Source organism: Streptosporangium sp. 'caverna', assembly GCF_003203775.1.
GTDB classification, from domain to species: Bacteria; Actinomycetota; Actinomycetes; order Streptosporangiales; family Streptosporangiaceae; genus Streptosporangium; species Streptosporangium subroseum.
This window is the reverse complement of record NZ_CP029711.1, coordinates 9798242-9821132: the sequence shown is the minus strand read 5'-3', so window position 1 is coordinate 9821132 and position 22891 is coordinate 9798242. Positions and strand designations below refer to the sequence as shown.

The 22891-nt window shown below is 70.5% G+C and carries 22 protein-coding genes; 9 read left to right on the top strand and 13 right to left on the bottom strand.

What is annotated here, in order from left to right:
- The first annotated feature begins 62 nt into the window (after nt 1-62).
- Nucleotides 63-746 (top strand): response regulator transcription factor, encoded by a 684-nt coding sequence (locus DKM19_RS42290; RefSeq protein WP_110703997.1) that lies wholly within the window; start codon nt 63-65, stop codon nt 744-746.
- Between the two features lie 6 nt (nt 747-752).
- Complete coding sequence (locus DKM19_RS42285) at nt 753-2354, top strand: HAMP domain-containing sensor histidine kinase (RefSeq protein ID WP_239513890.1); 1602 nt, start codon at nt 753-755, stop codon at nt 2352-2354.
- Between the two features lie 106 nt (nt 2355-2460).
- On the opposite strand, the gene DKM19_RS42280 is transcribed toward DKM19_RS42285, so the two are convergent.
- The 3 genes from DKM19_RS42280 to DKM19_RS42270 form a co-directional block, all read right to left on the bottom strand.
- Complete coding sequence (locus tag DKM19_RS42280; RefSeq protein WP_110703994.1) at nt 2461-3420, bottom strand: TAXI family TRAP transporter solute-binding subunit; 960 nt, start codon at nt 3418-3420, stop codon at nt 2461-2463.
- A gap of 62 nt (nt 3421-3482) precedes the next feature.
- A complete protein-coding gene (gene prfH, locus DKM19_RS42275; protein ID WP_110703992.1) occupies nt 3483-4130 on the bottom strand; it encodes a peptide chain release factor H in 648 nt (215 codons plus the stop codon).
- The gene (locus DKM19_RS42270; RefSeq protein ID WP_204358463.1) at nt 4127-5317 is read right to left on the bottom strand and encodes an RNA ligase RtcB family protein; all 1191 of its coding nucleotides are present in this window, start codon (nt 5315-5317) and stop codon (nt 4127-4129) included. Before DKM19_RS42270 ends, prfH begins: the two co-directional genes overlap by 4 nt.
- A 336-nt stretch (nt 5318-5653) precedes the next feature.
- Here DKM19_RS42270 and DKM19_RS42265 point away from each other — a divergent pair, with 336 nt between their 5' ends.
- The gene (locus DKM19_RS42265; RefSeq protein WP_110703988.1) at nt 5654-6571 is read left to right on the top strand and encodes an NADP-dependent oxidoreductase; all 918 of its coding nucleotides are present in this window, start codon (nt 5654-5656) and stop codon (nt 6569-6571) included.
- A gap of 37 nt (nt 6572-6608) precedes the next feature.
- On the opposite strand, the gene DKM19_RS42260 is transcribed toward DKM19_RS42265, so the two are convergent.
- Both DKM19_RS42260 and DKM19_RS42255 read right to left on the bottom strand, forming a co-directional pair.
- Entirely contained in the window at nt 6609-7295 is a 687-nt protein-coding gene (locus tag DKM19_RS42260; protein WP_110703986.1) for a DNA alkylation repair protein, read from the bottom strand.
- A 125-nt stretch (nt 7296-7420) separates the two neighbouring features.
- Nucleotides 7421-7798 carry a VOC family protein gene (locus DKM19_RS42255; RefSeq protein WP_110703984.1) on the bottom strand — a complete coding sequence of 126 codons (378 nt, stop codon included), beginning with the start codon at nt 7796-7798 and terminating at the stop codon, nt 7421-7423.
- A gap of 127 nt (nt 7799-7925) precedes the next feature.
- Here DKM19_RS42255 and DKM19_RS42250 point away from each other — a divergent pair, with 127 nt between their 5' ends.
- Nucleotides 7926-8897 carry an NAD(P)H-dependent flavin oxidoreductase gene (locus tag DKM19_RS42250; RefSeq protein WP_369987192.1) on the top strand — a complete coding sequence of 324 codons (972 nt, stop codon included), beginning with the start codon at nt 7926-7928 and terminating at the stop codon, nt 8895-8897.
- Nucleotides 8898-9097: 200 nt separating this feature from the next.
- Here DKM19_RS42250 and DKM19_RS42245 read toward each other — a convergent pair whose 3' ends face one another.
- The 4 genes from DKM19_RS42245 to DKM19_RS42230 are packed head-to-tail and all read right to left on the bottom strand — an operon-like array spanning nt 9098 to nt 13619.
- Nucleotides 9098-10252 (bottom strand): alpha/beta hydrolase, encoded by a 1155-nt coding sequence (locus DKM19_RS42245; RefSeq protein ID WP_110703980.1) that lies wholly within the window; start codon nt 10250-10252, stop codon nt 9098-9100.
- A gap of 12 nt (nt 10253-10264) precedes the next feature.
- Nucleotides 10265-11683: a S41 family peptidase gene (locus DKM19_RS42240; protein WP_110703978.1), complete on the bottom strand. Its 1419-nt coding sequence runs from the start codon at nt 11681-11683 to the stop codon at nt 10265-10267.
- A complete protein-coding gene (locus DKM19_RS42235) occupies nt 11680-12732 on the bottom strand; it encodes an ABC transporter permease (protein WP_110703976.1) in 1053 nt (350 codons plus the stop codon). The genes DKM19_RS42240 and DKM19_RS42235 overlap by 4 nt, the downstream gene beginning before the upstream one ends.
- Nucleotides 12729-13619 carry an ABC transporter ATP-binding protein gene (locus tag DKM19_RS42230; RefSeq protein ID WP_110703974.1) on the bottom strand — a complete coding sequence of 297 codons (891 nt, stop codon included), beginning with the start codon at nt 13617-13619 and terminating at the stop codon, nt 12729-12731. Before DKM19_RS42230 ends, DKM19_RS42235 begins: the two co-directional genes overlap by 4 nt.
- 299 nt (nt 13620-13918) lie before the next feature.
- Here DKM19_RS42230 and DKM19_RS52850 point away from each other — a divergent pair, with 299 nt between their 5' ends.
- Nucleotides 13919-15529 carry a sensor histidine kinase gene (locus tag DKM19_RS52850; protein ID WP_305000282.1) on the top strand — a complete coding sequence of 537 codons (1611 nt, stop codon included), beginning with the start codon at nt 13919-13921 and terminating at the stop codon, nt 15527-15529.
- Nucleotides 15526-16197 carry a response regulator transcription factor gene (locus DKM19_RS42215; protein WP_110706372.1) on the top strand — a complete coding sequence of 224 codons (672 nt, stop codon included), beginning with the start codon at nt 15526-15528 and terminating at the stop codon, nt 16195-16197. Before DKM19_RS52850 ends, DKM19_RS42215 begins: the two co-directional genes overlap by 4 nt.
- 227 nt (nt 16198-16424) lie before the next feature.
- Here DKM19_RS42215 and DKM19_RS42210 read toward each other — a convergent pair whose 3' ends face one another.
- Complete coding sequence (locus tag DKM19_RS42210; RefSeq protein ID WP_110703970.1) at nt 16425-16727, bottom strand: helix-turn-helix domain-containing protein; 303 nt, start codon at nt 16725-16727, stop codon at nt 16425-16427.
- A gap of 70 nt (nt 16728-16797) precedes the next feature.
- On the opposite strand from DKM19_RS42210, the gene map reads away from it, so the two are divergent.
- Together map and DKM19_RS50235 are read left to right on the top strand one after the other, a co-directional pair.
- Complete coding sequence (map, locus tag DKM19_RS42205; RefSeq protein WP_110703968.1) at nt 16798-17568, top strand: type I methionyl aminopeptidase; 771 nt, start codon at nt 16798-16800, stop codon at nt 17566-17568.
- 728 nt (nt 17569-18296) lie between these two features.
- The gene (locus tag DKM19_RS50235; RefSeq protein WP_162642174.1) at nt 18297-18935 is read left to right on the top strand and encodes an NBR1-Ig-like domain-containing protein; all 639 of its coding nucleotides are present in this window, start codon (nt 18297-18299) and stop codon (nt 18933-18935) included.
- A gap of 60 nt (nt 18936-18995) precedes the next feature.
- On the opposite strand, the gene DKM19_RS51320 is transcribed toward DKM19_RS50235, so the two are convergent.
- The 3 genes from DKM19_RS51320 to DKM19_RS42175 are packed head-to-tail and all read right to left on the bottom strand — an operon-like array spanning nt 18996 to nt 21772.
- Nucleotides 18996-19946 (bottom strand): SpoIID/LytB domain-containing protein, encoded by a 951-nt coding sequence (locus DKM19_RS51320; RefSeq protein WP_204358461.1) that lies wholly within the window; start codon nt 19944-19946, stop codon nt 18996-18998.
- A 33-nt stretch (nt 19947-19979) separates the two neighbouring features.
- The gene (locus DKM19_RS42180) at nt 19980-20876 is read right to left on the bottom strand and encodes a peptidase inhibitor family I36 protein (RefSeq protein ID WP_204358460.1); all 897 of its coding nucleotides are present in this window, start codon (nt 20874-20876) and stop codon (nt 19980-19982) included.
- Between the two features lie 50 nt (nt 20877-20926).
- Complete coding sequence (locus DKM19_RS42175) at nt 20927-21772, bottom strand: peptidoglycan-binding protein (protein WP_110703960.1); 846 nt, start codon at nt 21770-21772, stop codon at nt 20927-20929.
- Between the two features lie 449 nt (nt 21773-22221).
- Between DKM19_RS42175 and DKM19_RS42165 the strand changes: the two genes are divergently transcribed.
- A complete protein-coding gene (locus tag DKM19_RS42165) occupies nt 22222-22869 on the top strand; it encodes a hypothetical protein (protein WP_110703958.1) in 648 nt (215 codons plus the stop codon).
- Nucleotides 22870-22891 lie beyond the last annotated feature (22 nt).

Sequence of the window (22891 nt, the reverse complement as noted above, 5' to 3'; positions counted from 1 at the left end):
AGAAATCCCAGGACCTGAAGGGGCTAACGCAAGCGTCGGTCCGGGCCGTACAATCCGCCGGTATGCGGATCACCATCATTGAGGATGACGACCGCGTGGCGCGGGGTCTGGTGACCGTCCTGACCCAGGCGGGCTTCGAGGTCCACCGCATCGCCACCGCCGCGGAGGCCGTGTGTGCCGCCCCATCCGATGTGGTCCTCGTCGACCTGGGTCTGCCCGACGGCGACGGACTCGACGTGATCCGCAAGCTGCGTGACCGCCCGGAGACCGCCGTCATCGCCGTGACAGCACGGTCGGAGGAGCACGAGCGGGTCCGTGGCCTGCGCGCCGGCGCGGACGACTACATCGTGAAGCCGTTCGGCACCTCGGAGCTGCTGGCCCGGATCGACGCCGTCCTGCGGCGCACCCGGGTGGCTCGGGCCCTGAGCCACCCGGATGAGCCGCTCGTCCTCGGCCCGATGCGGATCGGCGTCGGCACCCGCGAGGTCACCGTCGCCGGCACGCCCGTGACGCTGACCCGCAAGGAGTTCGAGCTGCTCCTGCTGCTGGCCCGGCGGGCGCCGAACGTGGTGAGCCGCGATGTCATCCTCGACCAGATCTGGGGCGCGACCTGGGAGTCCTCGAGTCGCACCCTGGACACCCACATCGCGGCGTTGCGGCACAAGCTCAGGCCGTCCGTGCTCATCCGCACGATCCACGGGGTCGGCTATCGGCTCCTGGCCGACCAGCCGGAGCTGATCGGCTGACGCGCCGTGCACCGTCGACTGCTCGCCGTCCTGGTGCCCCTCGCGGTGCTGCTCGTCGCGGCGCTCGGGGTGCCGCTCAGCGTCACCGTGGCCGAACGGGAGATGCAGGAGACCTACGTCGACCGGCTCAACGACGTCGGCCGGTTCGCGTCGCTGGCCGAGACCGCGCTGTCGACCGGGCGGACCGAGGCGCTCCACCAGGAGCTGGCGCGTTACCACGAGCTGTACGGCATCCCGGTCGCGGCGATCGACACCTCGGGCACGGTGCTGCTCGGACCGGCCGGTGCGTACCGGGAGGCGGCGCGGGCCGAGCCGGCACTGCCCCGGATCGTGACCGCGGCGCTGGCCGGGGCGAGGTCCGAACCGTCCTGGGAATGGGCGCCGTGGGACGACTCCGCACTCGTGGTCGCGGAGCCGGTGGGCCGGGACAGCGAGGTCGTCGGCGCCGTCGTGACGATTTCCGACCTGTCGAAGACGCGCTACCGCATCCTCGTACGATGGGCCCAGCTCGCCGGGCTCGGGCTGCTGCCGTTGATCGCGCTGGTGGCCGTCGCCTGGCCGGTGTCGGCGTGGGTGCTGCGGCCGGTGCGGGAGCTGGACGCGGCGAGCTCGCGGATCTCCCAGGGCGACCTCACCATCCGGGCGGACGCCGAGGCCGGCCCGGTCGAGCTGCGGCGGCTGGCGGAGTCGTTCAACACCATGATGGACGCGGTCGAGAACGCCGTGCAGCGGCAGCGGGCATTCGTGTCCGACGCGTCGCATCAGTTGCGCAATCCGCTGACCAGCCTCCGGCTCGCCGTGGAGAGTCTGGAACCGCATCTGCGCGCGGCCGGCGACGGGCGGCAGCTGTACGACGTCGCCGTCGACGAGCTGAAGGCGATGCAGCGGATGCTGAACTCGCTGCAGGCCAGTGCGCGGATGGAGAGCATACGGACGGCGTCGCCGGTGGATCTCGACGCGGTGCTGGCGACCCGGGTGGACCGGTGGCGGGCGTTGACGGCGACGGCGGGGCAGACGCTGGCGGTCGACGTGCCGCCGGGGCTGCGGTTGCTGGAGCCGCCGGGCGGACTGGGCAGCATCCTGGACGAGCTGATCAGCAACGCGTTACGGCTGTCGGACGCGCAGGTGGTGGAGGTGACCGCCCGAGTCGTCCCCGGCGGTGCGGGCCCCGGACACGGCAGCACCTCCGCGGCCGGACAGGGCGACGCCTCCGCGGCCGAATACGGCGACGTCTCCGCGGCCGGGCACCGCGACGTCTCCGCGGCCGGGCACCGCGACGTCTCCGCGGCCGGGCACCGCGACGTCTCCGCGGCCGCCGGCGTGGTCACGATCGCTGTCCGCGACGACGGCCAGGGGCTCGACGCGTCCGAGCGGGCCCAGGCGCCACGGCGGTTCTGGCGGTCGCCGCGGCACCAGAACGTGCCCGGGACCGGCCTGGGACTGGCGATCTGCGCCGACCTGGTCGGGGCGGCCGGGGGCGAGCTGCGGCTGGAGGAGGGCCTGCCGCGCCCGGACGGATCCGGGTACGGATTCGCCGCGGTGGTCGCGTTGCCGATCGCTCCGCGGGGGGCGTCGCCGTCCGGCGCCCCGGCTCCGTCGCCGGTCTGAGGACATGGGCTCCGGCGCAGGTTGGAGGGCCTGGGATCTGCCGCCGACCTGAGGACCCGGGCTCTGCCGCCGGTCCGTCGCCGTCTCGGGTCCGGTCTTGCCCGGGTCAGGGCTTGCGGTCGCGGAACCACGCGGCCGCGCCCGGATGAAGCGGGATCGATGCGGTCGAGATCCCGGTGCGCACGTTGATCTGCCACGCTTCGGGGACGGCTTCGGCGTCGTCGCGGCCGCCGGAGGCGATCGTGCCGGTGTGCGTGAAGATCGTGTCGGTGATGGCGTGGACCAGGTCGTCGGGCAGGTCGTCGCGCACGAGAAGCACGTTCGGCACCGCGATGGTGCGGGTGGCCGGGACACCGGCGTAGGCGGTCGCGGGGATCATGGCCGGGGTGTAGGGACCTGGGAACGCCGTGAAGAGCGCGTCCGCCTGCGTGTCCAGCGGGATCAGCCGGATCGGGTGCCGCTGCGCCAGCTCCGTGATGGCGGGGGTCGGGACGCCGGTCAGGGAGAACATCGCGTCGATCTCGCCGTCGCGCAGTGCCGCCGCCGATTCGGCCTGGCTGAGGTACCGGCCGTCGGCGTTCACCAGGCCGAGCTTCAGAACCCGCAGCGACGTGAACTCGGTGCCCGAGTCACGGGCACCGAGGGATATGCGCCTACCCTCGAGGTCCCGGAACCCGTCGATCGCCGAACCGGCCATGACCACGAGATGCAGGTGACTGTCGTAGAGCCGGCATATCGCCGAGAGCCCCTCGGGCGCGCGGCCGTCGGTCGTGATCAGCGCGTCCAGGCTCGTCAGCCCAAGGTGCACCTCGCCCGCCCGCAGCATCCGGATGTTGTCGGTGGACGCTCCGCTCGGCACGGTGACCACCGTGGCACCCGGCACCTGCTCGGAGATGCGTTCGGCCAGCGCACCGCCGATGCGCCGGTATACCGCCCCCGCCGGCCCGGTGGCCAGTCGCAGGTGGATCTTGTCGGCCTCGGGCCGCCGGGAGCAACCGACGAGCAGCCCTCCGGCGGCCAGGAGCACCGCCCGCCGGCCGAGCCGTAGCTCCGGGTTCAGCGCCATGCCGAGATGATACGGACGACGGCCCTCGGCCGCCGACGTCGGCCACGGAGAGCTCGATCGACCTACGGCTGCAGATGACGGTGCCGGTCCCGCTTCGACGTCTCCGGACGTTCGACACGGGTGGGGTCGCCGCGTACGAGCTCATCGTGGATGCGCCGGCGGGCGGTGGTGACGGCGCGCCCTGCCACCTCGTCGCCGTGCTCGAGGCGCTGTCGCAGCAGTTGCAAGGCGATGCGGCGGTTGAGGCTGAACTGCCGCTCGGTGTCGACCACGACGACGATTCCCGAGGGCCGGTGGGTCGCCCGTACCGCGGTGCTGGCCTTGTTCCGATGTTGACCGCCGGGGCCGCCGGTACGGCAGGCGACGATGTCGACGTCCGCTTCCGCGAACGTCGTGCGCGGGGTGTCGACCTGGCACGGTTGGGCGATGACGTACCAGTTCTTTCGGCTCGTGTTGGCCCGGTATGGACTGGGGGCCTGCCAGCACAGGGTTCCGGTCCACGAGGCGGCGAACGCCTCGGCGCCGGCTCCTGAGATCTGGACCAGGACCGATTGGTAGGTGCCGGACCGGTCGCCGGGAACGGTCTGAACTCGATGGGTCTCCAGATCCTGCCGGGTGGCGTCGGCCTCCAGGCGGAGCAGCAGCCGTGCCAGCGCCCAGGCACACTCCTGCGGGCCGCGCCCGGCCGACAGAAGCAGGTGGACGCTCACGACCGGCCTCGCTTGCGGCGCCGGTCCCGTTGGGACGTGGACCCGAGGTCGGGCGTCTTGTAGGTGACCAGGGGGACCGTGGTGGCCACGGGCGTGGCCAGGTCATGGTCGACGAGGTCGGCGATCACCTGCTCGATGCGCTTGTAGGCCGTCGGCGCCTCCTCGAAGAGGAGCTGGCGGTCGCCGCACACCACCAGCGACCCCACCGGCGTGCGGCGCAGTTCCTCGACCGTGTGCTTGGCCCGGCCCCGGCGCAGCGCGTCCGCACGCGACATCTTGCGGCCCGCGCCGTGCGCGACGGAGTGGTTGGCCTCCGGCCCGGCGTGGGCGGCCACGAGGTAGGAAGGGGTGCCTCGCGTACCGGCGATGAGCACGTCGCGGCCGTCACCCGGCGCCGCCCCCTTGCGGTGCAGGTAGACCCCGTCGCGGATCTCGACCAGGTTGTGGCACTGGTCGACGATCGGCTCGGTGGGTTCGGTCCCCAGGGCATGGGCGACGCGGGCGGCCATCAGCCGCCGGTTGAGTGATCCCCAGCGTACGGCGTCGTCATGCATCGCCAGGTAGGCGCCGGGATCAGGGGCGGGGCCCGCGCCGTGGACCGCGGTGTGCGCCCGCAGGATCCGTTCGCCCAGCCCTCGGGAACCGCTGTGGACGATGAGGACCAGGTCGTCGGCGGCGAGTTCGAGACGGCTCGCGTGGTCCGGATCGAAGACGGTCCCGATCCGCGCCAGCTCGACGAAGTGATTGCCCCGGCCGACCGTCCCGAAGCCCTCGGTGTGACCGGCGGGGATATCGCCCTTCACAACGGCCCAGGCCGGGTCGTCGGCATCCCGCTCGGGATCCAGCGCGCGATCGAGGTCGGGGAACCGGGCGGCGAGCTTCTCGGGTACGGCGCGCTTGAGCTTCATGGGGAACACGGCGATGCCGCAACCGATGTCGGAGCCCACCAGGAACGGGTACAGCACGGTCGATGCCATGGCGGCGCCGATGGGAGCGCCCTTGCCGGGGTGCAGGTCCGGCATGGCGGCGACGTGCGTCATGCCGTCGAGGGCGGCCACCTGGTGGCACTGCGCGAGGGCGTCGGACTCGATCCAGCTTGTGGGGGAGGCGAACACGGTGACGGTGGCCGAACCCATGGCCGCGGTGGACGGCGGCGGGGACTCCTGCCGGGAGTGTTGCTGGGACAAGGAGGTTCTCTTCCCTCAAAAAGGGTGTGGGCGGGAGCATCGCGGCGCGAGTCGGCGCTGTGGCATCTCGGAGTAGCGGGGTGCTGTCCGTTAGAACATCGTGGACACCACGTTCCCTGAGCCCCACCACGTGAGGCAAACGGTTTTCGCCGGGAACGCGTCGTAATCTGCCTGCGCCCGTGTCCGCTTCTGGGCTGCCGTCGATGTCGGCATCGACCGTTCCTCCTTACCGGGCGGTGCCCTACGCACTCTGAGGTGCGTACTTCCTTATGGAGAGTTACCCCTCGATAGTGATGCGAGATGACCGCCGAACACAGGCCCACAAGGAGCGAACCCATGAGCATGTCCACCTTCCGCGCCGCCGTCGTGCGCACCCCGGGCGGACCCGACGCGATCGAGATCATTGACGTTCCCGTTGCCGAGCCCGGACCCGGCGAGGTCCGGGTCGCGATCGCCGCTGCGCCGGTCAACCCCGTCGACCTCGGGGTCGCCGGTGGCTTCTTCCACACCGTGGGGCTGATCGATCAGCCGGAGCGTACCGGCCTGGGGTGGGACTTCGCCGGCATCGTCGTGGCCACCGGCCGCGGCGGTGACCTGGCCGCCGGTACCCGGGTCGCCGGTCTGGTGGTCGGGTTCGACCGCGACTTCGGCACCTACGCCGAGCAACTCGTCGTACCGGCCGCCGGCCTCGCCGTCGTGCCCGCCGGGCTGGACCTGGTCGCGGCGTCAACGGTGCCGCTCAACGGGCTGGCCGCGGCGCAGATCGTCGACCTGCTCGGCGACGCGCCCGCCGGCGGTGACCGGCTGCTGGTGACCGGCGCGGCCGGCGCGGTCGGGGGGTACGTCTGCTCGCTCGCGCAGGACCGCGGCTGGCGGGTGACCGGCCTGGCCCGAGCCGAGGACGAGGAGTTCGTCCGCAGCCTCGGCGCCGGCTTCACCACGCAGGCCGAGCCGGGCTGGGACGCGGTCGCCGACGGTGGCGCACTGCAGGAGCAGGGTCTCGCCCTGGTCCGCGACGGCGGGGCGTTCGTCGGGGTCCGGCCGAACGCCGTGCCGGCCACGGAGCGCGGGATCACCGTGGCCGTCGTGGAAACGCACCTCGACGGCCCGCGATTGGGTGATCTGCTCGCCCGCACCGCGTCCGGCGAACTGCCGGCCCGAGTGCACACGGTCGTGCCGCTGGACCAGGTCGCCGACGCCCACCGGGCCATGGCGAAGAGTGGGGTGCGCGGTCGCTACGTGCTCCAGCCCTGACCGGTGACCGCCGGGGGGAGCGGTCGCGCGAACCTTCCTACTTGTCGTGTTGCCGGCGCACCATCTCGGTGATCCAGATGGGCGCGAACGGAGACGTGCAGCCCGGGGGAGTCGGGTAGTCCTCGAGCACCTTCAGGCGCTCACCGATGTCGATCGCACGAACGCGGTGCTCGGCGCGCTCGATCCCGATCTGAGCCAGGCAGTGGTTCATCGCCCACTGCAGGCGATCCGGGGCGTCTTTCATCTCCGCCTCGATGACGTCGAGCAGTCCTGCGAGGTCGAGGCCCTCGGGCTTCTTCGCCACGCGTTCGGTGGTCAGCGCCCAGCCGGCACTCGCGACCACCGGATCCGGATCGGCGGACCAGGCCAGGCGCAGCTCTTCGGAGTGCGGACTCTTCTTCACCACGTAGTTCACGAGCCAGTCGTGCACCTTGGGTACGCGCGACTCGCGCACCATGACGTCCAACTCCTGCCGCCCGAACGCCTTCGGGCGGCAGATCAGGATCGCCACCAGTCGCGCCGCGGTGTCATCCGTCTCCCAGAGCCGGCACGCGAGTTCCTGCTGCGTCTTCAGCCGCTTCGCGAGCGCGCGCAGCTTGCCGAGGTTCACACCGTGATCGTCACCGTGTCTCTCGTTCACCGCGCGTATCTTCGGGTCCTCGAGCTCGGCCAGCTCGGCCAGCACCTCGGCCACCGTCGTCTCGGTCAGCGTCGTCTCGGCCACTTCAGACTCCTGTCCATCACGTGCGAGCAGACTACGACGGAAGCCGGCCTCCTGTCTTGCACGCCGGTTCGGCGGCGGCCACCGACCCGGACGGCTGGAGGAACACCGCGCCGAGGCGCGGGGAGTCACTCCCAGACGAGGCAGAAGGGATGGCCTGCGGGGTCGGCGTAGACGCGCCAGCAGCGGGTAGCGTCACCGGGGTCGAGAATGGTGGCGCCGAGAGCGAGGACCTGCCGCTGGGCCTCGTCGAGGTCCTTGACGCCGACGTCGAGGTGGAACTGCTGAGGGCGGGTGGGATCCGGCCACTGCGGCGGCCGATGGTCGTCAACGCCCTGGAAGGTGAGCACCATGCCGGTCTCGAGGTGGAGCGTCGTCCAGTTGTCGTCGAGCGACCACCGGGGATCGGGCTGGTTGACCGTGCCACCGAGGAGCGACCGGTAGAACCGGGCGAGCTCCAGGGCGTCCGAACAGTCCAGCACCACGCACTGCAGGTTGCCGATCACGTGTCTTCCTTCCAGGGGCGGGATGGTGAAAACGACAAACAGCTTTTCTCATCGGGAAAGATGCGGAAAATCGGGGCGTCGGCGGCCGGCTCAACCGCCTGACGCCCTTGTGCGACGGTAGGGGGCGATGATTGCGGTTATGGCGTTGTCGACGGCGTTCACGAGGTTGTTCGGTGTGCGGCACCCGATTGCCCTGGCGCCGATGGGCGGGTCGGCCGGTGGTGCGCTGGCGGCGGCCGTCTCTCGCGGCGGAGGGCTCGGGCTGCTGGGCGGCGGCAACGGGGATCGGGACTGGATGGCCCGCGAGCTGCCCATCGTTGCCGAGGGCACCAAGCCATGGGGGATCGGTTTCCTGACCTGGGCGATCGACGGCGGGGCGGTTGAGCGTGCACTGGAGTACGCCCCTCGGGCGGTGATGTTGTCCTTTGGAGACCCGAGTCCGTTCGCTGAACGCATCCGCCGGGCGGGTGCGGCGTTGATCATTCAGGTCACCGATCTGGAGGAGGCCAGGCGGGCGGTGGACCTGGGCGCCGATGTCATCGTGGCGCAGGGGGTCGAAAGCGGTGGGCATGGCGCTCGGCACGGGCGGTCCACGCTGCCGTTCGTGCCGATCGTGGTGGACCTGGCCGCGCCGGTGCCGGTGCTGGCGGCCGGTGGGATCGCCGACGGCCGCGGCGTGGCCGCCGTTCTGGCTCTGGGGGCCGCCGGGGCACTCATCGGCACCCGCTTTCAGGCCACGACCGAGGCCCTGGTCGCCCTCTCGACCGTCGAGGCGATCGTTGAGGGACGCGGGGAGGACACCGAGCGCAGCAGCGTGCTCGATATCGCCCGAGGCTCCCGGTGGCCGTCGAAATACACCGCCCGCACCCTCGGCCACCCCTTCCTTGATCGATGGCGGGGCCGAGAAGCCGAACTCGCCGCCGATCCCCAGGCCAGACAGGCCTACCAAGACGGCGTGGCACGAGGCGAGATACCCGCGCTGCCGGTGTGGGCCGGCGAGGCCGTCGATCTCATCAACGACCGGCCCTCCGCAGCCGACCTTGTCGGGGCCCTCGCTGCGCAGGCTGAGGACGCACTGGCCCGAGCGGGAAGGCACTGACCGGAGTGGCCCCGCCCTCCGGCGGCCCGGTGAAGACGAGCCGCTCGTCGAGCATCCGGTCCGGCTCCTCGACGTCTCCGCCGAGCTGCGCCGCCTGTAGGAGCTGCTCGGCTTCGCGCAGCTCATCTATGAGGATGCGGTCGACCGTCCGGCCCCCGTCGGCGAGACTCGCGCCGCATCGCGTTCGGCGGCGCGGGGTCTCAGGATCGACCACAGGTCGTGGGGCAGAACGTGACCTCGGGGTAGCGCGATGACGGCCCGTCCAGGAGGTGCTGCCGCTGTGATTTCAGGTGCTGGTCGAGGAAGGCCGCCACGTACGTGCGGGTGAGCTCCGCGCCACGGGCCGCGGGCATCATGCCAGGGAGAGGTTTGAGACCGAGGACGTCTGCCACCAGTGGGATGTCGGTGAAGGACTGGTGCTCGGCGTCCGACAGCACGAGCCAGCGCTTCCACCCGGTCAGCAGCTTCCAGTCACGGTCCCACGAATTGTCGAGGCTGCCCGGGACATGCTCCTGCGAACCCAGGAACATGAACGGCCGGGAGAGGCCGCTCCTGGGGATCCGGGCGTAGGTGGTGCCGTCCATGTCGACTCCGGCGCGTATGCGCGGGTCCTTGACCATGGCCGCCATGGCGCCGGCTCCGCCGGCCGACTGGCCTACCATCGCGATCCGGGTGGGGTCGATCAGGTCGTGCCCGTCCCACTCGGAGGTCAGCCGGTCGAGGACGAAGGAGACGTCGGCGGCCCGGCCCTGGACCAGCGCGGTGCGGGAGCCGGGGTCGGTGTCGCTGTCGCAGGCGAGGCATTCGGCGACCCGCCCGTCGGACAGGGTGGTGGCGTAGCTCTCGTAGGTGTGGTCGATCCCGGCCACGACGTAGCCTCGGCTGGCGAGATCCTCGGCCAGGGACGTGAGCGTGCTCATCGGCTTGGTGAAGCCGGGAGAGAGCACCACCAGCGGAAGCTTCCGCCCCGCCGGTTCGGCGTCCTTGACGGCGTTCGTGCGTGTCCTGCTCAGCGTGTCGTACGGCGTGGGCGCGAGCCCGGAGCCTTTCAGGAAGAGTTCCGATTCCTCGGCCGTCATGTACGGCGCGCGCTCTCCCTCGCGCTGCTTGGTCGGATACCACAGGGTGACCTTGAGCTCCCTGGCGTCGACGTCGAGGTCCCAGGGATCGGGGCGGGAGGCGTCCTTCAGATGCAGGGCGGTGGTGCCGACCGGAAGGGTGCCGGTGGGCGCGGGCAGGGTGGCGGGGCCGGGCGGTTTGGCCGGCGGGGCGTCGGACCTGGGCGGCGCGGGAGCGGAGCAGGCGGACGCGGCGAGGACGGCCAGTCCCGCGGCGAGGGTCAGGAGTCTTCTCATGGCGAGGTCCCTTCACGTGTGCAGCAGGGTCAGGGCCTTGGCCAGGGCGGGGTCGTGCCCGGCGGCCGCGTCCTTCGGGGTCAGGGGCACGTAGTGGTCGGGCGGCACGCCGATCCGGTCGATCACCTCGCGATCGGGTCCCAGGTGGTGCCTGTCGGGGAAGCTCAGGAGGGTGTTGTTGGCGAGCAGGTACCCCCGCGCCGGGCCGGAGATCACACCGGCGGTCCTGGTGCCGACCAGCCGGCCGATGCGCAGGTCCTTCACCGCGGAGCTGAAGTGCTCACACGCCGAGGCACAGCCGCGGTCGGTGAGCACCGCCAGCGGCAGGTGAAGCAGCTCGACGGTGTCATCGGTCCACGAGGTCACGCACCTGCCGTCCACGGTGCACTGGTAGGCGGTGACCTTGCCGTGGACGAACGCGCTCAGCAGCCGGATCGCCTCCACGGGGCTGCCGCCGCCGTTGCCGCGCAGGTCCAGCACGACGCCCGACAGCGTCCGGCCGGTGCGCAGCCTGGAGATCGCCTTGAGGACCCTGTTCGCGGAGCCGGGCGCGAACCCGGTCATCCGCACGTAGGCGATGTCGTCTTCCAGCAGCTTCGACCTCACCAGTTGCAGGGTGGCCAGATCCCGCTGGTAGAGGCCGGGTTTGAGCGTCACGGTCCAGTGGCGGCCGGTGGTCTGCCGCAGGAGCCGCAGCCGCACCGGGCGCGCGTCCGGGTACTGCGGGTAGAGGGCGGCGATCGCGGGGGTGGACCTCCCGTCGATGAAGGGCGCCGATCCGTTGATCGACTCGATGACGTCGCCGGGGCGCAGCCCGGCGGCCTGCGCCGCGCCGCCCTGCACGATGGTGACGAACAGCGGGGGGAGGGCGGCGCCGGGGCCGGCGTCCAGCTGCGGGCCGTTGACGTTCGCCTGGAGCCCCAGGCCGTAGCCGTCGCCGTCGTAGTAGTCGGGCGGCCGCTTGACGTCGTGCGTCCAGCGGGCGTGGTTGTCGCCGAGGGCGGCCACGATGGACTCGAGGGTGACGACGGCCAGCCTGTCGCGCAGGCCGGGGACCTGGTCGGTGATCTTCCGGTAGGTGGTCTCGAAGGCGGTCCAGTCGGCTCTGCGGTCGCCGGTCAGCGCCGGCATGCCCGCCTCGGGCACGTCGCGCCCGTTGCGGTTGAGCTCCTGCGTCAGGGCGACGAGCCCGGCGGCCAGCAGCGAGCGGACGTCCAGCGTGGTGCCGCTGTAGTAGTTGCCGAGGATGCAGAAGTACGCCTGCTCGATGACGTCGATCGTGGTGGCCATCTCCGCCTCGGGGGTCGCCCGGGGCGGCGCGCAGACCGTACCGGCTGCCGCGCTCACCTGGCCGCGCGGCGGCGTGGGTGCGGTGCAGGCCGCCGCCAGGAGGAGTGCGAGCCCGGCGGCCGCGATCCTGAGGATGGTCATGACAGGCGTCTCCGGATCCACCAGAAGGACGACCACGTGAGGCCGAGGGTGAGGAGGGCGTAGATCCCGGTCTCGATCCATTGGAAGGGCCAGAAGCGGTCGAGGGGCTGGTAGGTCGCCTGCTGCCGGTAGCCGAGCCGGTTGATCTCGACCCAGCACGCGTCCAGGCCCTGTGGTCCCGTCTCCCGCGGCGAGCAGGGGCCCGACGTCACCGAGACGGGGACGGGCGCCTCTTCACCGCTGCCGGCGATCCTCCGTCCGGACGGATCCAGGAGGTCGCTGAGCAGGACCCAGGAGCCCGCGTGGCCGGGAACCGCCGATCTCGTGGAAATCCGCACGGGCCCGCCCTGTTCCTCTACGTGGATGCCGCTCATGTTCTCCTGGTTGAGCTCGAAGATTCCGGTGACCGGGGGCATCAGGTGGGGACGGACGAGCAGCGGCATGGCGAACTGGACCGCGGCGAAGACGGCCAGGGTGAGGGCCATGGCGGGCAACGTACGGCGCACCAGCATGCCCACGGTCACGCCCAGGACGAGGGCGAAGGCCGCATAACCCATCGGGGCGATGCCACGCGCGCCGAACACCAGGGGAGCCATCAGAGCCAGGTCCGGAACGGCCGACTTGTCCAGGGGATCGGACCACCACGTCACCGCGAGGCCGCTCGCGATGGCGGCGGCCATGGCCGCCAGGCCGATGAGCCCGAGCTTGACCGCCAGCCAGCGGCCACGGGTGACGCTCTGGTTCCACACCAGCAGGTGCGTGCCCGCCTCCAGCTCGCGGGTGATCAACGGTGCTCCCCAGAAGAGCCCGATGAGAGCGGGCAGGGCCAGCACGACGAAGCTGACGGCCACGAAGAGGAGCTCGTATCCGTCGAAGAAGCGGTCGAAGAACCGCTCACAGGTGTCGTCCGAGACGCAGCCGGCGATCCCGGCCGAGTAGCGGGAGGCAAGGTCCGGACCGGTCAGGGCCAGTACGACGGCGAGAATGACGAGTACGGCGGCCGTCATCACGGCCGAGCCGCGGAACTGGCGCCAGGTCAGCCAGATCATCGTTGCACCTCCAGCGCGACTCGCCGGTTCTCCGCGGCCTGCCTGTCCATGTAGGCCAGGACGAGGTCTTCCAGGCTGAGCCGGGTGACCGTCCAGGCGGGATCGTGGATCGGGGCGTCGGTACGGACCACGAACGTGCTCTGCCGGTCGGTGTGGCGCGCGGAGACCACATGTTGGTCGGCGGGGAGCCGGTCGGGATCGTGACGCGGGCCGGTGAGCCGGTGATGGGTGGCCAGCAGCCTGTCGACCTCTCCCGCCATCTGAACGCGCGAGTCGACGAGCACGATCATGAAGTCGCAGACGCGTTCCAGGTCGGAGACCAGGTGGGAGGAGAGCACGACGTTGACATCGTGCGCGACGACGGCCTCCGTCAGCCCCTGCAGGAACTCCCGGCGGGCGAGCGGGTCGAGCGAGGCCACGGGCTCGTCCAGGATCAGCAGCTCGGGCCGCTTGGCCAGGCCCAGGGTCAGGGCGAGCTGGGCGCGCTGGCCGCCGGACAGCTTGCCCGCTCGATGCGCGGGGAGGAGACCGAGTTGCGCGATGCGCTCTCGCGCCATGCCGTCGTCCCAGCGGGGGTTGAGCCGCGCCCCCAACCGCAGGTGATCGGCAACGGTCAGTCCCGCGTAGACGGGGGTGTCCTGGGCGACGAACCCGACCCTGGCCAGCTGTGCGGGCGTGCCCCCGGGCCGCCCGCCGAGCACGGTGATGTCGCCCGCCGTGGGTTCGAGCTGGCCGCCGGCCAGCTTCAGCAGCGTCGTCTTGCCGGCTCCGTTGGGGCCCACCAACCCCACGACGTGGCCCGCCGGGATGTCGATGGTGCACTCGCGCAGCGCCCAGCGCTTGCCGTACCTCTTGCCCAGTGCCTGGGCCTGCAAGACAGAAGTCACGCTATGTCCTCCTGAGAGGGGTCCGAAGGGTGGTCATGAACAGCGCCGCGATGCTTTCGGTGAGGTCGCGGCTCCAGAGCGGCGTGATGACAGGAACGAAACTAGGCACCGCCCCTGCCGGTGCGCGTCGGCCGTCATACCGAGATCGCGTACCGCCTGAGAACGAAGGGCTGCCAGGTCATCCCTGCGATGTACTCCTCAAGACCATGAGCCCCGTCACAGCGGCCGATGCGGGCCGGACAGGCAGGCGTGACAATGTGCCGATGGGAACGGGTGAACGACCACCGTGGTGGCGGCATGTGCTCAACCTGAACAGCCGGCTGGACGAGAACCACCCGGACCGGCGAGGCGTACGGGACACGCCGGGGCTGAGTGGCGACGGACCTCCGAGGCCGTCTCGCAGGGCATTCGTCGCCGACGCGGTGGTCGCGATCGTCCTGGCGGTCATCGCGGTGACCGTATCGGCGAGATATCCGGTGACCGGCCCGATCGGTGATCAGCCCAAAGTGATCGAGTACTTACAGCTCCGACCTGACGCCCCGCCCGCGCCGCCGGTTCCCGCCACCCCGCCCGCGCCGCCGGTTCCCGCCACCCCGCCCGCGCCGCCGGTTCCCGCCACCCCGCCCGCGCCGCCGGTTCCTGCCACCCGGCCCGCGCCTCCTGATCTCCCGGCCGCCCCTGATGCCCCGGCCGGCTACCCACCGCCTCCCGGCGTCCTGTCCAACGGCCCATCCTCACCCGCCGGCAACCCGCCCGGCCCGTTCGCACCGCCGGGTCCTGATCGCCCACCGAGTCCTGATCGCCCGCCGGGTCCTGATGCCCCGATCGGCTACCCACCACCTTCTGGCGTGCCGGCCCAGCCCTCGTCCTACGACCCGCCCGTATTTCTTGTGGCGCTGACGGCGTTACCGCTGGCCGTGCGGCGCCGGTACCCGCTCATCACCTTCTGGGCGGTGCTGGCCGCGGCGCTGGCCACGCACGCGAGCGCCACCTGGATCACCGTGCTGACCTGCGCTGTCGCCGCGTACGGCGCCGTTGCCTACAGCCGTAACCGGTTCCTGGCAATGGGCGGCCTCGTGCTCGCGGCCGGGCTCGCCGGCGGTGCCTTCCGGGACGTCGCGCCCGCGCTACCGAACTGGATGGGGCCGTTCGTCGTCTTGCTGAGCGTCGGCGTCTTCGGGAGCTTCATCCGTTTCTGGCGGCGACAGCTGGGCGCCAGCCGGCATCGGTTCGCCGAACTGCAGCAGGCGCAGGCAGACGCCATGCACAGGGCCGTCGCGGAGGAGCGCTCCCGGATCGCCGCCGAACTCCACGATGTGGTGACCCACAACGTCAGCGTGATGGTGATCCAGGCCGGCGCGGCCCGCAAGGTCATGGACGTGGAGCCGGAACAGTCGAAGCAGGCCTTGCTCGCGATCGAGTCCGGCGGCCGGGCCGCCATGGCCGAGCTGCGCCACGTCATGGGCCTGCTCGCCGGCCCGGGCGGCGAGCGTCTCGACGGGCCTTCCGACGGGCTCGAACCCCAACCCGGGCTCCATCAGCTCGACGCCCTGGTGGAACGGGTCCGCGCCGCCGGCGTGCCGGTGAGCGTCGAGGTGTCGCCTCCTGAGCCGCTGCCTCCCGGAATCGACCTCGCCGCCTACCGCGTCGTGCAGGAGGCCCTCACCAACACGATCAAGCACGCGGCCGGGGCCGCCGCGTTCGTGACGATCGGTCATGACGGCGACTGGCTGGAGATCGAGGTGACCGACACCGGCGGGGCACGGAGCACCGGACCGCGGACCGGCGACGGCAGGGGGCTGATCGGACTGCGCGAGCGGCTCGGTGTCTACGGTGGGACTCTGGACGCCGGACGGACGGCCGGGGAAGGATTCCGGATCAAGGCCCGCATCCCGTGGAGGACAACATGACCGAGCGGTTGCGCGCCGTCATCGCCGACGACCAGGCACTGGTACGCACGGGATTCCGCATGATCCTCGCCGCCGACGGCATCGAAGTGGCGGCCGAGGCCGCCAACGGGGAAGAGGCCGTCGCCGCGGTCCGCCGTACCAGGCCCGACGTCGTGCTCATGGACATCCGGATGCCGCAGATGGACGGTCTCGAGGCCACCCGGCGGATCCTCGCGGGCGGTGCCGAGGAGACCCGTGTGCTGATCCTGACCACCTACGACCTCGACCACTACGTGTACGCCGCGCTCGCCGCGGGGGCGAGCGGGTTCCTGCTCAAGGACGTCACCCCCGAACACCTGGTGGCCGCGGTGCGCCTGGTGCGCTCCGGAGACGCCCTGCTGGCGCCCACCATCACTCGCCGCCTGGTCGAACGTTTCGCCCGCCGCGACAACGTGAAGCCCACCCTCCACCGCGATCTGTCCCGGCTGACGCCCCGGGAGCTGGACGTGCTGCGCCTGCTCGCCACCGGCCTGAGCAACGCCGAACTCGCCGACCAGCTGACCCTCAGCGTGGCCACGGTGAAGACCCACGTCGCGCGGATCCTGTCCAAGCTCGGCCTGCGTGACCGCGTCCAGGCCGTGGTGGTCGCCTACGAGACCGGCCTGATCTCCCCCGGTGGCACCGTCTGACCCGAGTCCACCGGACGACGACTCCCGGCCGGCCGGCCCGCTCGCGAGCGAACGGCGCGTCCCAGGCCGGCGCGGAGGGGTGTCATGCCCCGGCCGTGTTCGTCAACGAGGTGACGGGTGACCTGCTCACCGCTCGATCTCGACGTACTGACCGGGGACATCGGCTGAGAGCCGCACCCACGCCTGCTCGCTCCTCGACGCCTCCGACGCGGCTGCGGGATCGAGACCTACGAGGCCAGCCGCTCACGTGCGTTGTGACCGGAGCCGGTCGGCTCCGCACCACTTTCGGGCCGGCTGATCTCGGCCCACACCACGTCGAGGGAGAGGCCGAGGACATCGGCGATCGCCGCGACGGTCGAGAAGGCGGGGGTCGCCACGCGGCCCGTCTCGATCTTCCGGAGGGTCTCCGGTGAGACACATGCGTCGAGCGCGGTCTCGAGCATCGAGCGCTCTCCCCTGGCGCGACGCAACAGGGCGCCGAGGCGCTGTCCGCGCTCGACCTCTGCGGGTGTGAGCGGCAACCTGACCATGGCTCCGATAGTACCGGGTGCCGGGATAATATGGCCGGGATAGTTATTGGTTGCATGAGAAGGGCGCCGCATGATCGAGATCCTGAGTCCCCCCGCACTGGCTCGAGCAAAAGAGACAGGCGCCCTGGTCGCTCACATCCTGCAGACGCTGAAGAGCCGCAGCGCGGTAGGCACGAACCTCCTGGACATCGACCGGTGGGCCCAGGCCATGATCGTCGAGGCCGGAGCGCTGTCCTGCTACGTCGACTACGAGCCGTCGTTCGGACGCGGGCCGTTCGGCCACTACATCTGCACGGCCGTCAACGACGCCGTGCTCCACGGACTGCCGTACGACTACAGGCTTGCCGACGGCGACCTGCTGACGCTCGACCTCGCCGTCTCCAAAGGCGGAGTCGCCGCGGACTCCGCCATCAGCTTCATCGTGGGCGACTCAAAGCCTCCGGAGAGCGTCGCGATGATCAGCGCAACCGAACGCGCGTTGAGCGCGGGCATCGCGGCTGCCGGGCCCGGAGCCCGCATCGGCGACATCTCCCATGCCATCGGCTCGGTCCTCAGCGAGGCGGGGTATCCGATCAACACCGAGTTCGGAGGTCACGGCATCGGATCGACGATGCACCAGGACCCGCACGTCTCGAACACCGGACGGCCCGGCCGTGGATACAGGCTGCGCCCGGGGCTGCTGCTCGCACTGGAGCCGTGGGTCATGGCGGACACCGCCAAGCTCGTCACGGATGCCGACGGGTGGACGCTCCGAAGCGCGACGGGCTGCCGGACGGCACACAGCGAGCACACGATCGCCATCACCGACGACGGAGCCGAAATCCTCACCTTGCCGAAGTAGGCGCAACCGTGAGGCCGGAGCCACGCGTGTTTCCATTCTCCGGGCGCCTCATCGTGAACCACCGGTGAAAAGCAGCCTTCCGAGATCTCATGTCAACGCCGCACCGACTCCTCGACACCGTCTCATCGTCGCTCGTCCTGTCGTCGACGAAGGCCGGCCGATGAGTGAGGTCGCGGCTGCGTCCGCCCTGCACGCGATTGATCAACGCCCTCGATCGGTACATCCGGCCAGCGGCGCCGGCCGCCTTACTTCGCCCACCACTGTGGGTTCGAGCTTGAGTAAATACCGTGGGCGCTGTTAGCTTCACCTGGGTGGACGACATGCCTGCACGGACGGAGACGATCGAGGACTTCGCGGCGGCTCTGCGAGAACTTCGCAAATCGATCGGCAACCCACCTTTTCGGGAGATGTCTGGCCGGTCGGGGGCGATCTCGCACACGACGTTGCACGAAGCCACGAAGGGTAACCGGCTCCCGAGTTGGGAGACCACCGTCGAGTTCGTCAAGGCGTGCGGCGCGGACCCGGCCGCGTACCGCGAACGCTGGGAGAGGGCGAACCTGGCGGTCAGATCGGCGGGTGCCGGAGATCCTTCAATCCGCGCGGGCACCTCGGCGGCCCGTCCGCTTGGCGGACTCGCAGCCTCCGCCCCGGGCGCCGCGGAAGGTCATACCGTGCACACCGCCATCGGGTCGCAAGCGCCACGATCGGCTGGTGAGACCTCGGCGCCTGTGCCCACGCCACCGCCACCGCCCGACGAGATCGCGGGCGACGTTCAGCCGGTCCTCCCCGCGCCGGAGGGCAGAGGGCGACTCCGGCTGACCCGCCCGGCCGCGGCCGCGCTCGCAGCGGCGGCCGTCGGTATGGGGGCAGCGGTCCTCATCGCGGCCACCGCCAATCGCGGCTCCGAGACCGACGGGCACATCCCGAACCCGTCCGGCAGTCCATCGGAGGCCGCGCCGTCGGCAGCCGACTGCCCGGTGCGCGCGACCAACCCGCCGTGGAGCCCGCCTGTGCACGAGGGCGATTCGGCGGTGTTCATCGGGGACATCACACTGCCCGACTGCACACGCGTCGGCCCCGGCCAGACCAAGACCAAGGTATGGCGGCTCAAGAACGCCGGGACCGTGCCGTGGAAGGGATATTCGTTACATCGCCTCGACCTCCCGCAGCGACCTGATCAATGCCAGACCATCTCCGACGTACCGATCGAGGACACGCGACCCGGAGAGAGCGTCGACATCCGGACCAACGTCACCACGCCGAGGAACCCAGGCCTGTGCTACGTGCGGTTCAAGCTGATGGATGGTTCGGGACGAGTCGCGTTCCCCGGAGGCAGGCCGCTCAACTTCCAGGTCATCGTCGACTGACGCCTGTTCCCCGCCGCGCATCACACGGCGGGGAACAGGGGCGGACGGTCTTCAGGGGGTTCAGGATGTGAGAACGATCCCCTTGTAGTAGTCCTTGAGGATCCTGGAGTGGCTCCAGCCCGCCTTGGCCTTATCGCGAGAGCCGGTCTGCGACATCCAGTCGCCGGTGACCCAATGGCCGCAGGCCGTCGTCGTGGAGCAGTACTGGGCCTTGAAGATCTCCCCGTTGCGCGTCATCCGGGTGCCCCACGTCGCGTCCACCGCGGCGTTCGTCGCCGCCGTCGCGGAGCCGGGCTTGTACACCTGGCTGGCCGTGTGGTCGGAGACGTCGTAGCACTGGCCGCTCGGCGTCTTGCTCGCCGATCTCAGCGCCCAGTACCAGCCGAAGTTCTTGACGGCGATCGCCCCGGCCCTGAGGGACTCCGCCGGCCAGTACGACGGCCACTCGTTGGGCAGGACATTCTTGATGTAGGTCTTGAACTCCACCCGGTCCACGCGATTGAGGGATTTCCGGTAGACGAGGATCGTCGTGGGCAGCTTGCCGTGCGTGCCGTCGGTCTTGCACCCGGTCGGCGGTGCGGAGCTCACGAACCGGTGTGAGGCGTTCTGGTTTTTGAGGGCGGCGGTGAGGTTGCCCTTGGCGCCGGCGGCGAAGTCCTGGTAGGTGCTGCCGGCGTAGTTGCTGTTGTAGTGGACGCGGACGGTTTTGCCGCTGCGGTTCCAGACGGAGGCGGCGGCGTTCTTGATGCACTTGCCCTTGCCGGTGCCGGGTCCCTTGAAGTCGTAGCAGGAGGGCTGCTTGGTGGCGTAGTCGCCGACGGATCCGGTGAAGTCGGAGAGTGATCCCTGGTTGTTGCTGTTGAAGTAGTAGCAGAACTCGCCGGTCTCGCACACGCCGTTGCGTCCGGCTGCCGAGGCGGGTGAGGCGGTGGCGAGCACCGCCCCGCCGAGCGTCATCGCGGCGGCCGCCGCGATGAGCCGCGAGATCGGCCGTGCGGTTCGTGGGGACACAGTTGCCTTCCTCTCATCAAAGGCCGCGGTGCGCTAGCGGAGGTTGTAGTTCTGGGAGATCCAGAACGAGTTCGGGTTCGGGTTGCTCAGAGTCGGGTCGCCGACGCTCTTGGAGGCGCGCGTCTGCCGTCCGGGGCGCATCTCGACGTGGGTGTGCGCGGCCCCACTGGACGACACCCCGTGCCATGCCTCGTCGGCGATGATCTGGCCGCGCGAGATCTGCTGGCCCACGCTCAGGGAGGACCGCGGAGCGGAGTGCAGGTAGATGATCGTCTTGTTCAGCGAGGCGTTGTAGATGGCGATCGTGGAGAGCCCCGAGCCGCCGTTGAACCCGCGCGCGACGTTGATGACCTGACCGCTCACCAGGGCGTGGACATCCGAGCCCACGCCGCGGGCGATGTCGATGCCCTCGTGCCGGCCGGCCGTGTTGGTGTAACCGTCGAAGGCGCAGCTGATGTGGCCGCCGCCGGTCTTGTACAGCCCGTACGACATGTCGACGCGCGCAGATGACGACGGGCTGAACTGGTGTGAGGCGTTCTGGTTTTTGAGGGCGGCGGTGAGGTTGCCCTTGGCGCCGGCGGCGAAGTCCTGGTAGGTGCTGCCGGCGTAGTTGCTGTTGTAGTGGACGCGGACGGTTTTGCCGCTGCGGTTCCAGACGGAGGCGGCGGCGTTCTTGATGCACTTGCCCTTGCCGGTGCCGGGTCCCTTGAAGTCGTAGCAGGAGGGCTGCTTGGTGGCGTAGTCGCCGACGGATCCGGTGAAGTCGGAGAGTGATCCCTGGTTGTTGCTGTTGAAGTAGTAGCAGAACTCGCCGGTCTCGCACACGCCGTTGCGTCCGGCTGCCGAGGCGGGTGAGGCGGTGGCGAGCACCGCCCCGCCGAGCGTCATCGCGGCGGCCGCGGTGGTGAGGATCTTGTTGAGCATTCTCATGGTGTTCTCCTTGTGTCTATTGGTGTCTGTGCAGCCTGGGGTTGGGATGGTCAGCGGCGCTGGTACTCCTCCCAGGTGCGGATGGTCACCTTCGGGCCGTCGTCCGGGCCACGGCCGGCGAGCCCGTTCAGGCCGAGGTAGTAGTCACCGATCTGGTGCTGGGCCTGGCCGGAGAGGTCGGTGTCGTTGATGGCGGCGGCGTGGATGTGCCACGGCCAGTCGGCTTGGTCGGGGCTACGCACCCATGCCGCGAAGCCGACATTTCGCAACGCGCGGGCGACCGCGGTACGGGTGGCCGAGCTCATCCCTTTGACCGAGATGTCGACGACGCCGCCGCCGTCGTGGGTGCCCGCGGACGTGGGGTCGCCGCCGCGGTTGTACGAACCCTGCAGCAGCACGAGGTCGCGGCCGAGCAGCCGCTTCGCCTCGGCCAGCATGCTCCGCGTGCGGGTGTCGACGACGACGCCACCGACGGACACCCGGGCACCCGGGGCGATGATGCGGGTGACCCCGAAGCGGCCGGCTCCGAGCCCGGCGAGCGACGTCTTGCCCGGCAGGCCGTTGGCGGCGAGACCGGTGAAGCCGAGCGACTTCTGGTACTTCGCGAAGGCGGTGACCGTGGTGGTGCCGAAGTAACCGTCCACCCACTTCGCGTCGAGCAGGCGCCGGTCGCGCAGCGCCTGCTCAATGAGGAGCACGCCGGCCTTGGCGCCCGGGGTCAGCGTGTTGTCGGGCCGCCGCGGGTCGATCTGGGCCGCCTTGACGGCGGCTTCCATGTTCACGCTTGGAAGGGCCCTGATGTCGGCCGCCTGTGCCGCCGACATCCCGGACGCTCCGGTCAAGGAAGCGAGCAGGGCGGCCGCCACGAGGGTGGCGGCGCATGAGGGCAACTTCATCGTTTCTCCTGTTTCGGACGCTGGGAGGTGATTCCTGCGGCGGGATCCACAGTTTCGGATCGCTCACGCTGTCCTCAACAAGATCGTGTTGTCAGCCTGTTCGACAGGCTCTCCGTACAGGCGTACGCGCCGCCTGACGGTTCCTCGGGTGCTTGATGAGCTGGGCGGACGCTCGCGCCGGACGTTCTGTCTCCGGCGCGAGCTCGGTCACGCGCCCACGTGCGTCAAGCCGCCCGACGGAGAGATCCGCGTCGGGCGGAGCGACTTCGCGACCCGGCCGGACACTCTCCGGGAGGCGGCATGACCGCCTCCCATGACGTGGAGATCTGGATCTTCGCCTCTAAGGAACCTCTAAAGCCGGCCGAAACCGCACCTGAGGCCGCGGTGTTTGTGTTGTCGCCACGGCGCCGGTTCTCGTCCGGTGCGCTCAGTGGACGAAAGGCATCACGATGATGAAACGCACACGGCTGGTGGTGGCCGCGGCAACGCTCGCCGCGCTGGCCGCGACCGGTACGGCGGCGGCATCCGGTCCGGCCCCGACACCGGGTGACGCGAAGTCCTGTTCCGTGACGGTCAATCCGGACGGGAAGTCCACGGTCGCCGCGGATGCCGACTTCGTCGCGATCGCGGCGAAGCTCGGGGTGACGACCGACCGGCTCGACGCCGCGCTGATCGCGGCCAAGACGTCGACGGCCACCTCGACCGGCGTTACACCGGATGCCTTCGTCGCGGCGGTCGCGGCCAACCTGGGGCTGCCGGTCTCGCGGGTCCAGGACGCTCTGGGACCGCTGGTCTCCAAGCCCGCGCCGGGTGACGACCACGGCAAGCAGAACAGCAAGGAGAAGAAGGGCGTGGACGGCCCGCAGGACTCGCCGTTCACCACGGACGCCGCGGCGGCCTCTGTTGCCGCGGCGCTCGGCGTCGATCAGGCTAGGGCCAAGGCCGCTCTGACCGCTGTGGTGGCGTTGGGATCGGCTTCCGGCGGCGTCGATCCGACGTCCAAGGCCTTCGGCGACATCGCCGCCTCGCTCGGGGTCAGCTCCGACCGGCTCACCAGCGCGTTGGCGGATCTGAAGCGGTCGTCGGCCAACGGCTGACAGCCGCCGGATCCTTCGGGAT

Excerpts from the sequence above, each read along its gene's own strand:
- DKM19_RS42290 (WP_110703997.1), top strand. The coding sequence starts at position 63 with ATGCGGATCACCATCATTGAGGATGACGACCGCGTGGCGCGGGGTCTG.
- DKM19_RS42280 (WP_110703994.1), bottom strand. The coding sequence starts at position 3,420 with ATGGCGCTGAACCCGGAGCTACGGCTCGGCCGGCGGGCGGTGCTCCTG.
- DKM19_RS42265 (WP_110703988.1), top strand. The coding sequence starts at position 5,654 with ATGAGCATGTCCACCTTCCGCGCCGCCGTCGTGCGCACCCCGGGCGGA.
- DKM19_RS42250 (WP_369987192.1), top strand. The coding sequence starts at position 7,926 with ATGATTGCGGTTATGGCGTTGTCGACGGCGTTCACGAGGTTGTTCGGT.
- DKM19_RS42245 (WP_110703980.1), bottom strand. The coding sequence starts at position 10,252 with ATGAGAAGACTCCTGACCCTCGCCGCGGGACTGGCCGTCCTCGCCGCG.
- DKM19_RS42240 (WP_110703978.1), bottom strand. The coding sequence starts at position 11,683 with ATGACCATCCTCAGGATCGCGGCCGCCGGGCTCGCACTCCTCCTGGCG.
- DKM19_RS42235 (WP_110703976.1), bottom strand. The coding sequence starts at position 12,732 with ATGATCTGGCTGACCTGGCGCCAGTTCCGCGGCTCGGCCGTGATGACG.
- DKM19_RS42215 (WP_110706372.1), top strand. The coding sequence starts at position 15,526 with ATGACCGAGCGGTTGCGCGCCGTCATCGCCGACGACCAGGCACTGGTA.
- DKM19_RS42210 (WP_110703970.1), bottom strand. The coding sequence starts at position 16,727 with ATGGTCAGGTTGCCGCTCACACCCGCAGAGGTCGAGCGCGGACAGCGC.
- map (WP_110703968.1), top strand. The coding sequence starts at position 16,798 with ATGATCGAGATCCTGAGTCCCCCCGCACTGGCTCGAGCAAAAGAGACA.
- DKM19_RS42180 (WP_204358460.1), bottom strand. The coding sequence starts at position 20,876 with ATGAGAATGCTCAACAAGATCCTCACCACCGCGGCCGCCGCGATGACG.
- DKM19_RS42175 (WP_110703960.1), bottom strand. The coding sequence starts at position 21,772 with ATGAAGTTGCCCTCATGCGCCGCCACCCTCGTGGCGGCCGCCCTGCTC.
- DKM19_RS42165 (WP_110703958.1), top strand. The coding sequence starts at position 22,222 with ATGATGAAACGCACACGGCTGGTGGTGGCCGCGGCAACGCTCGCCGCG.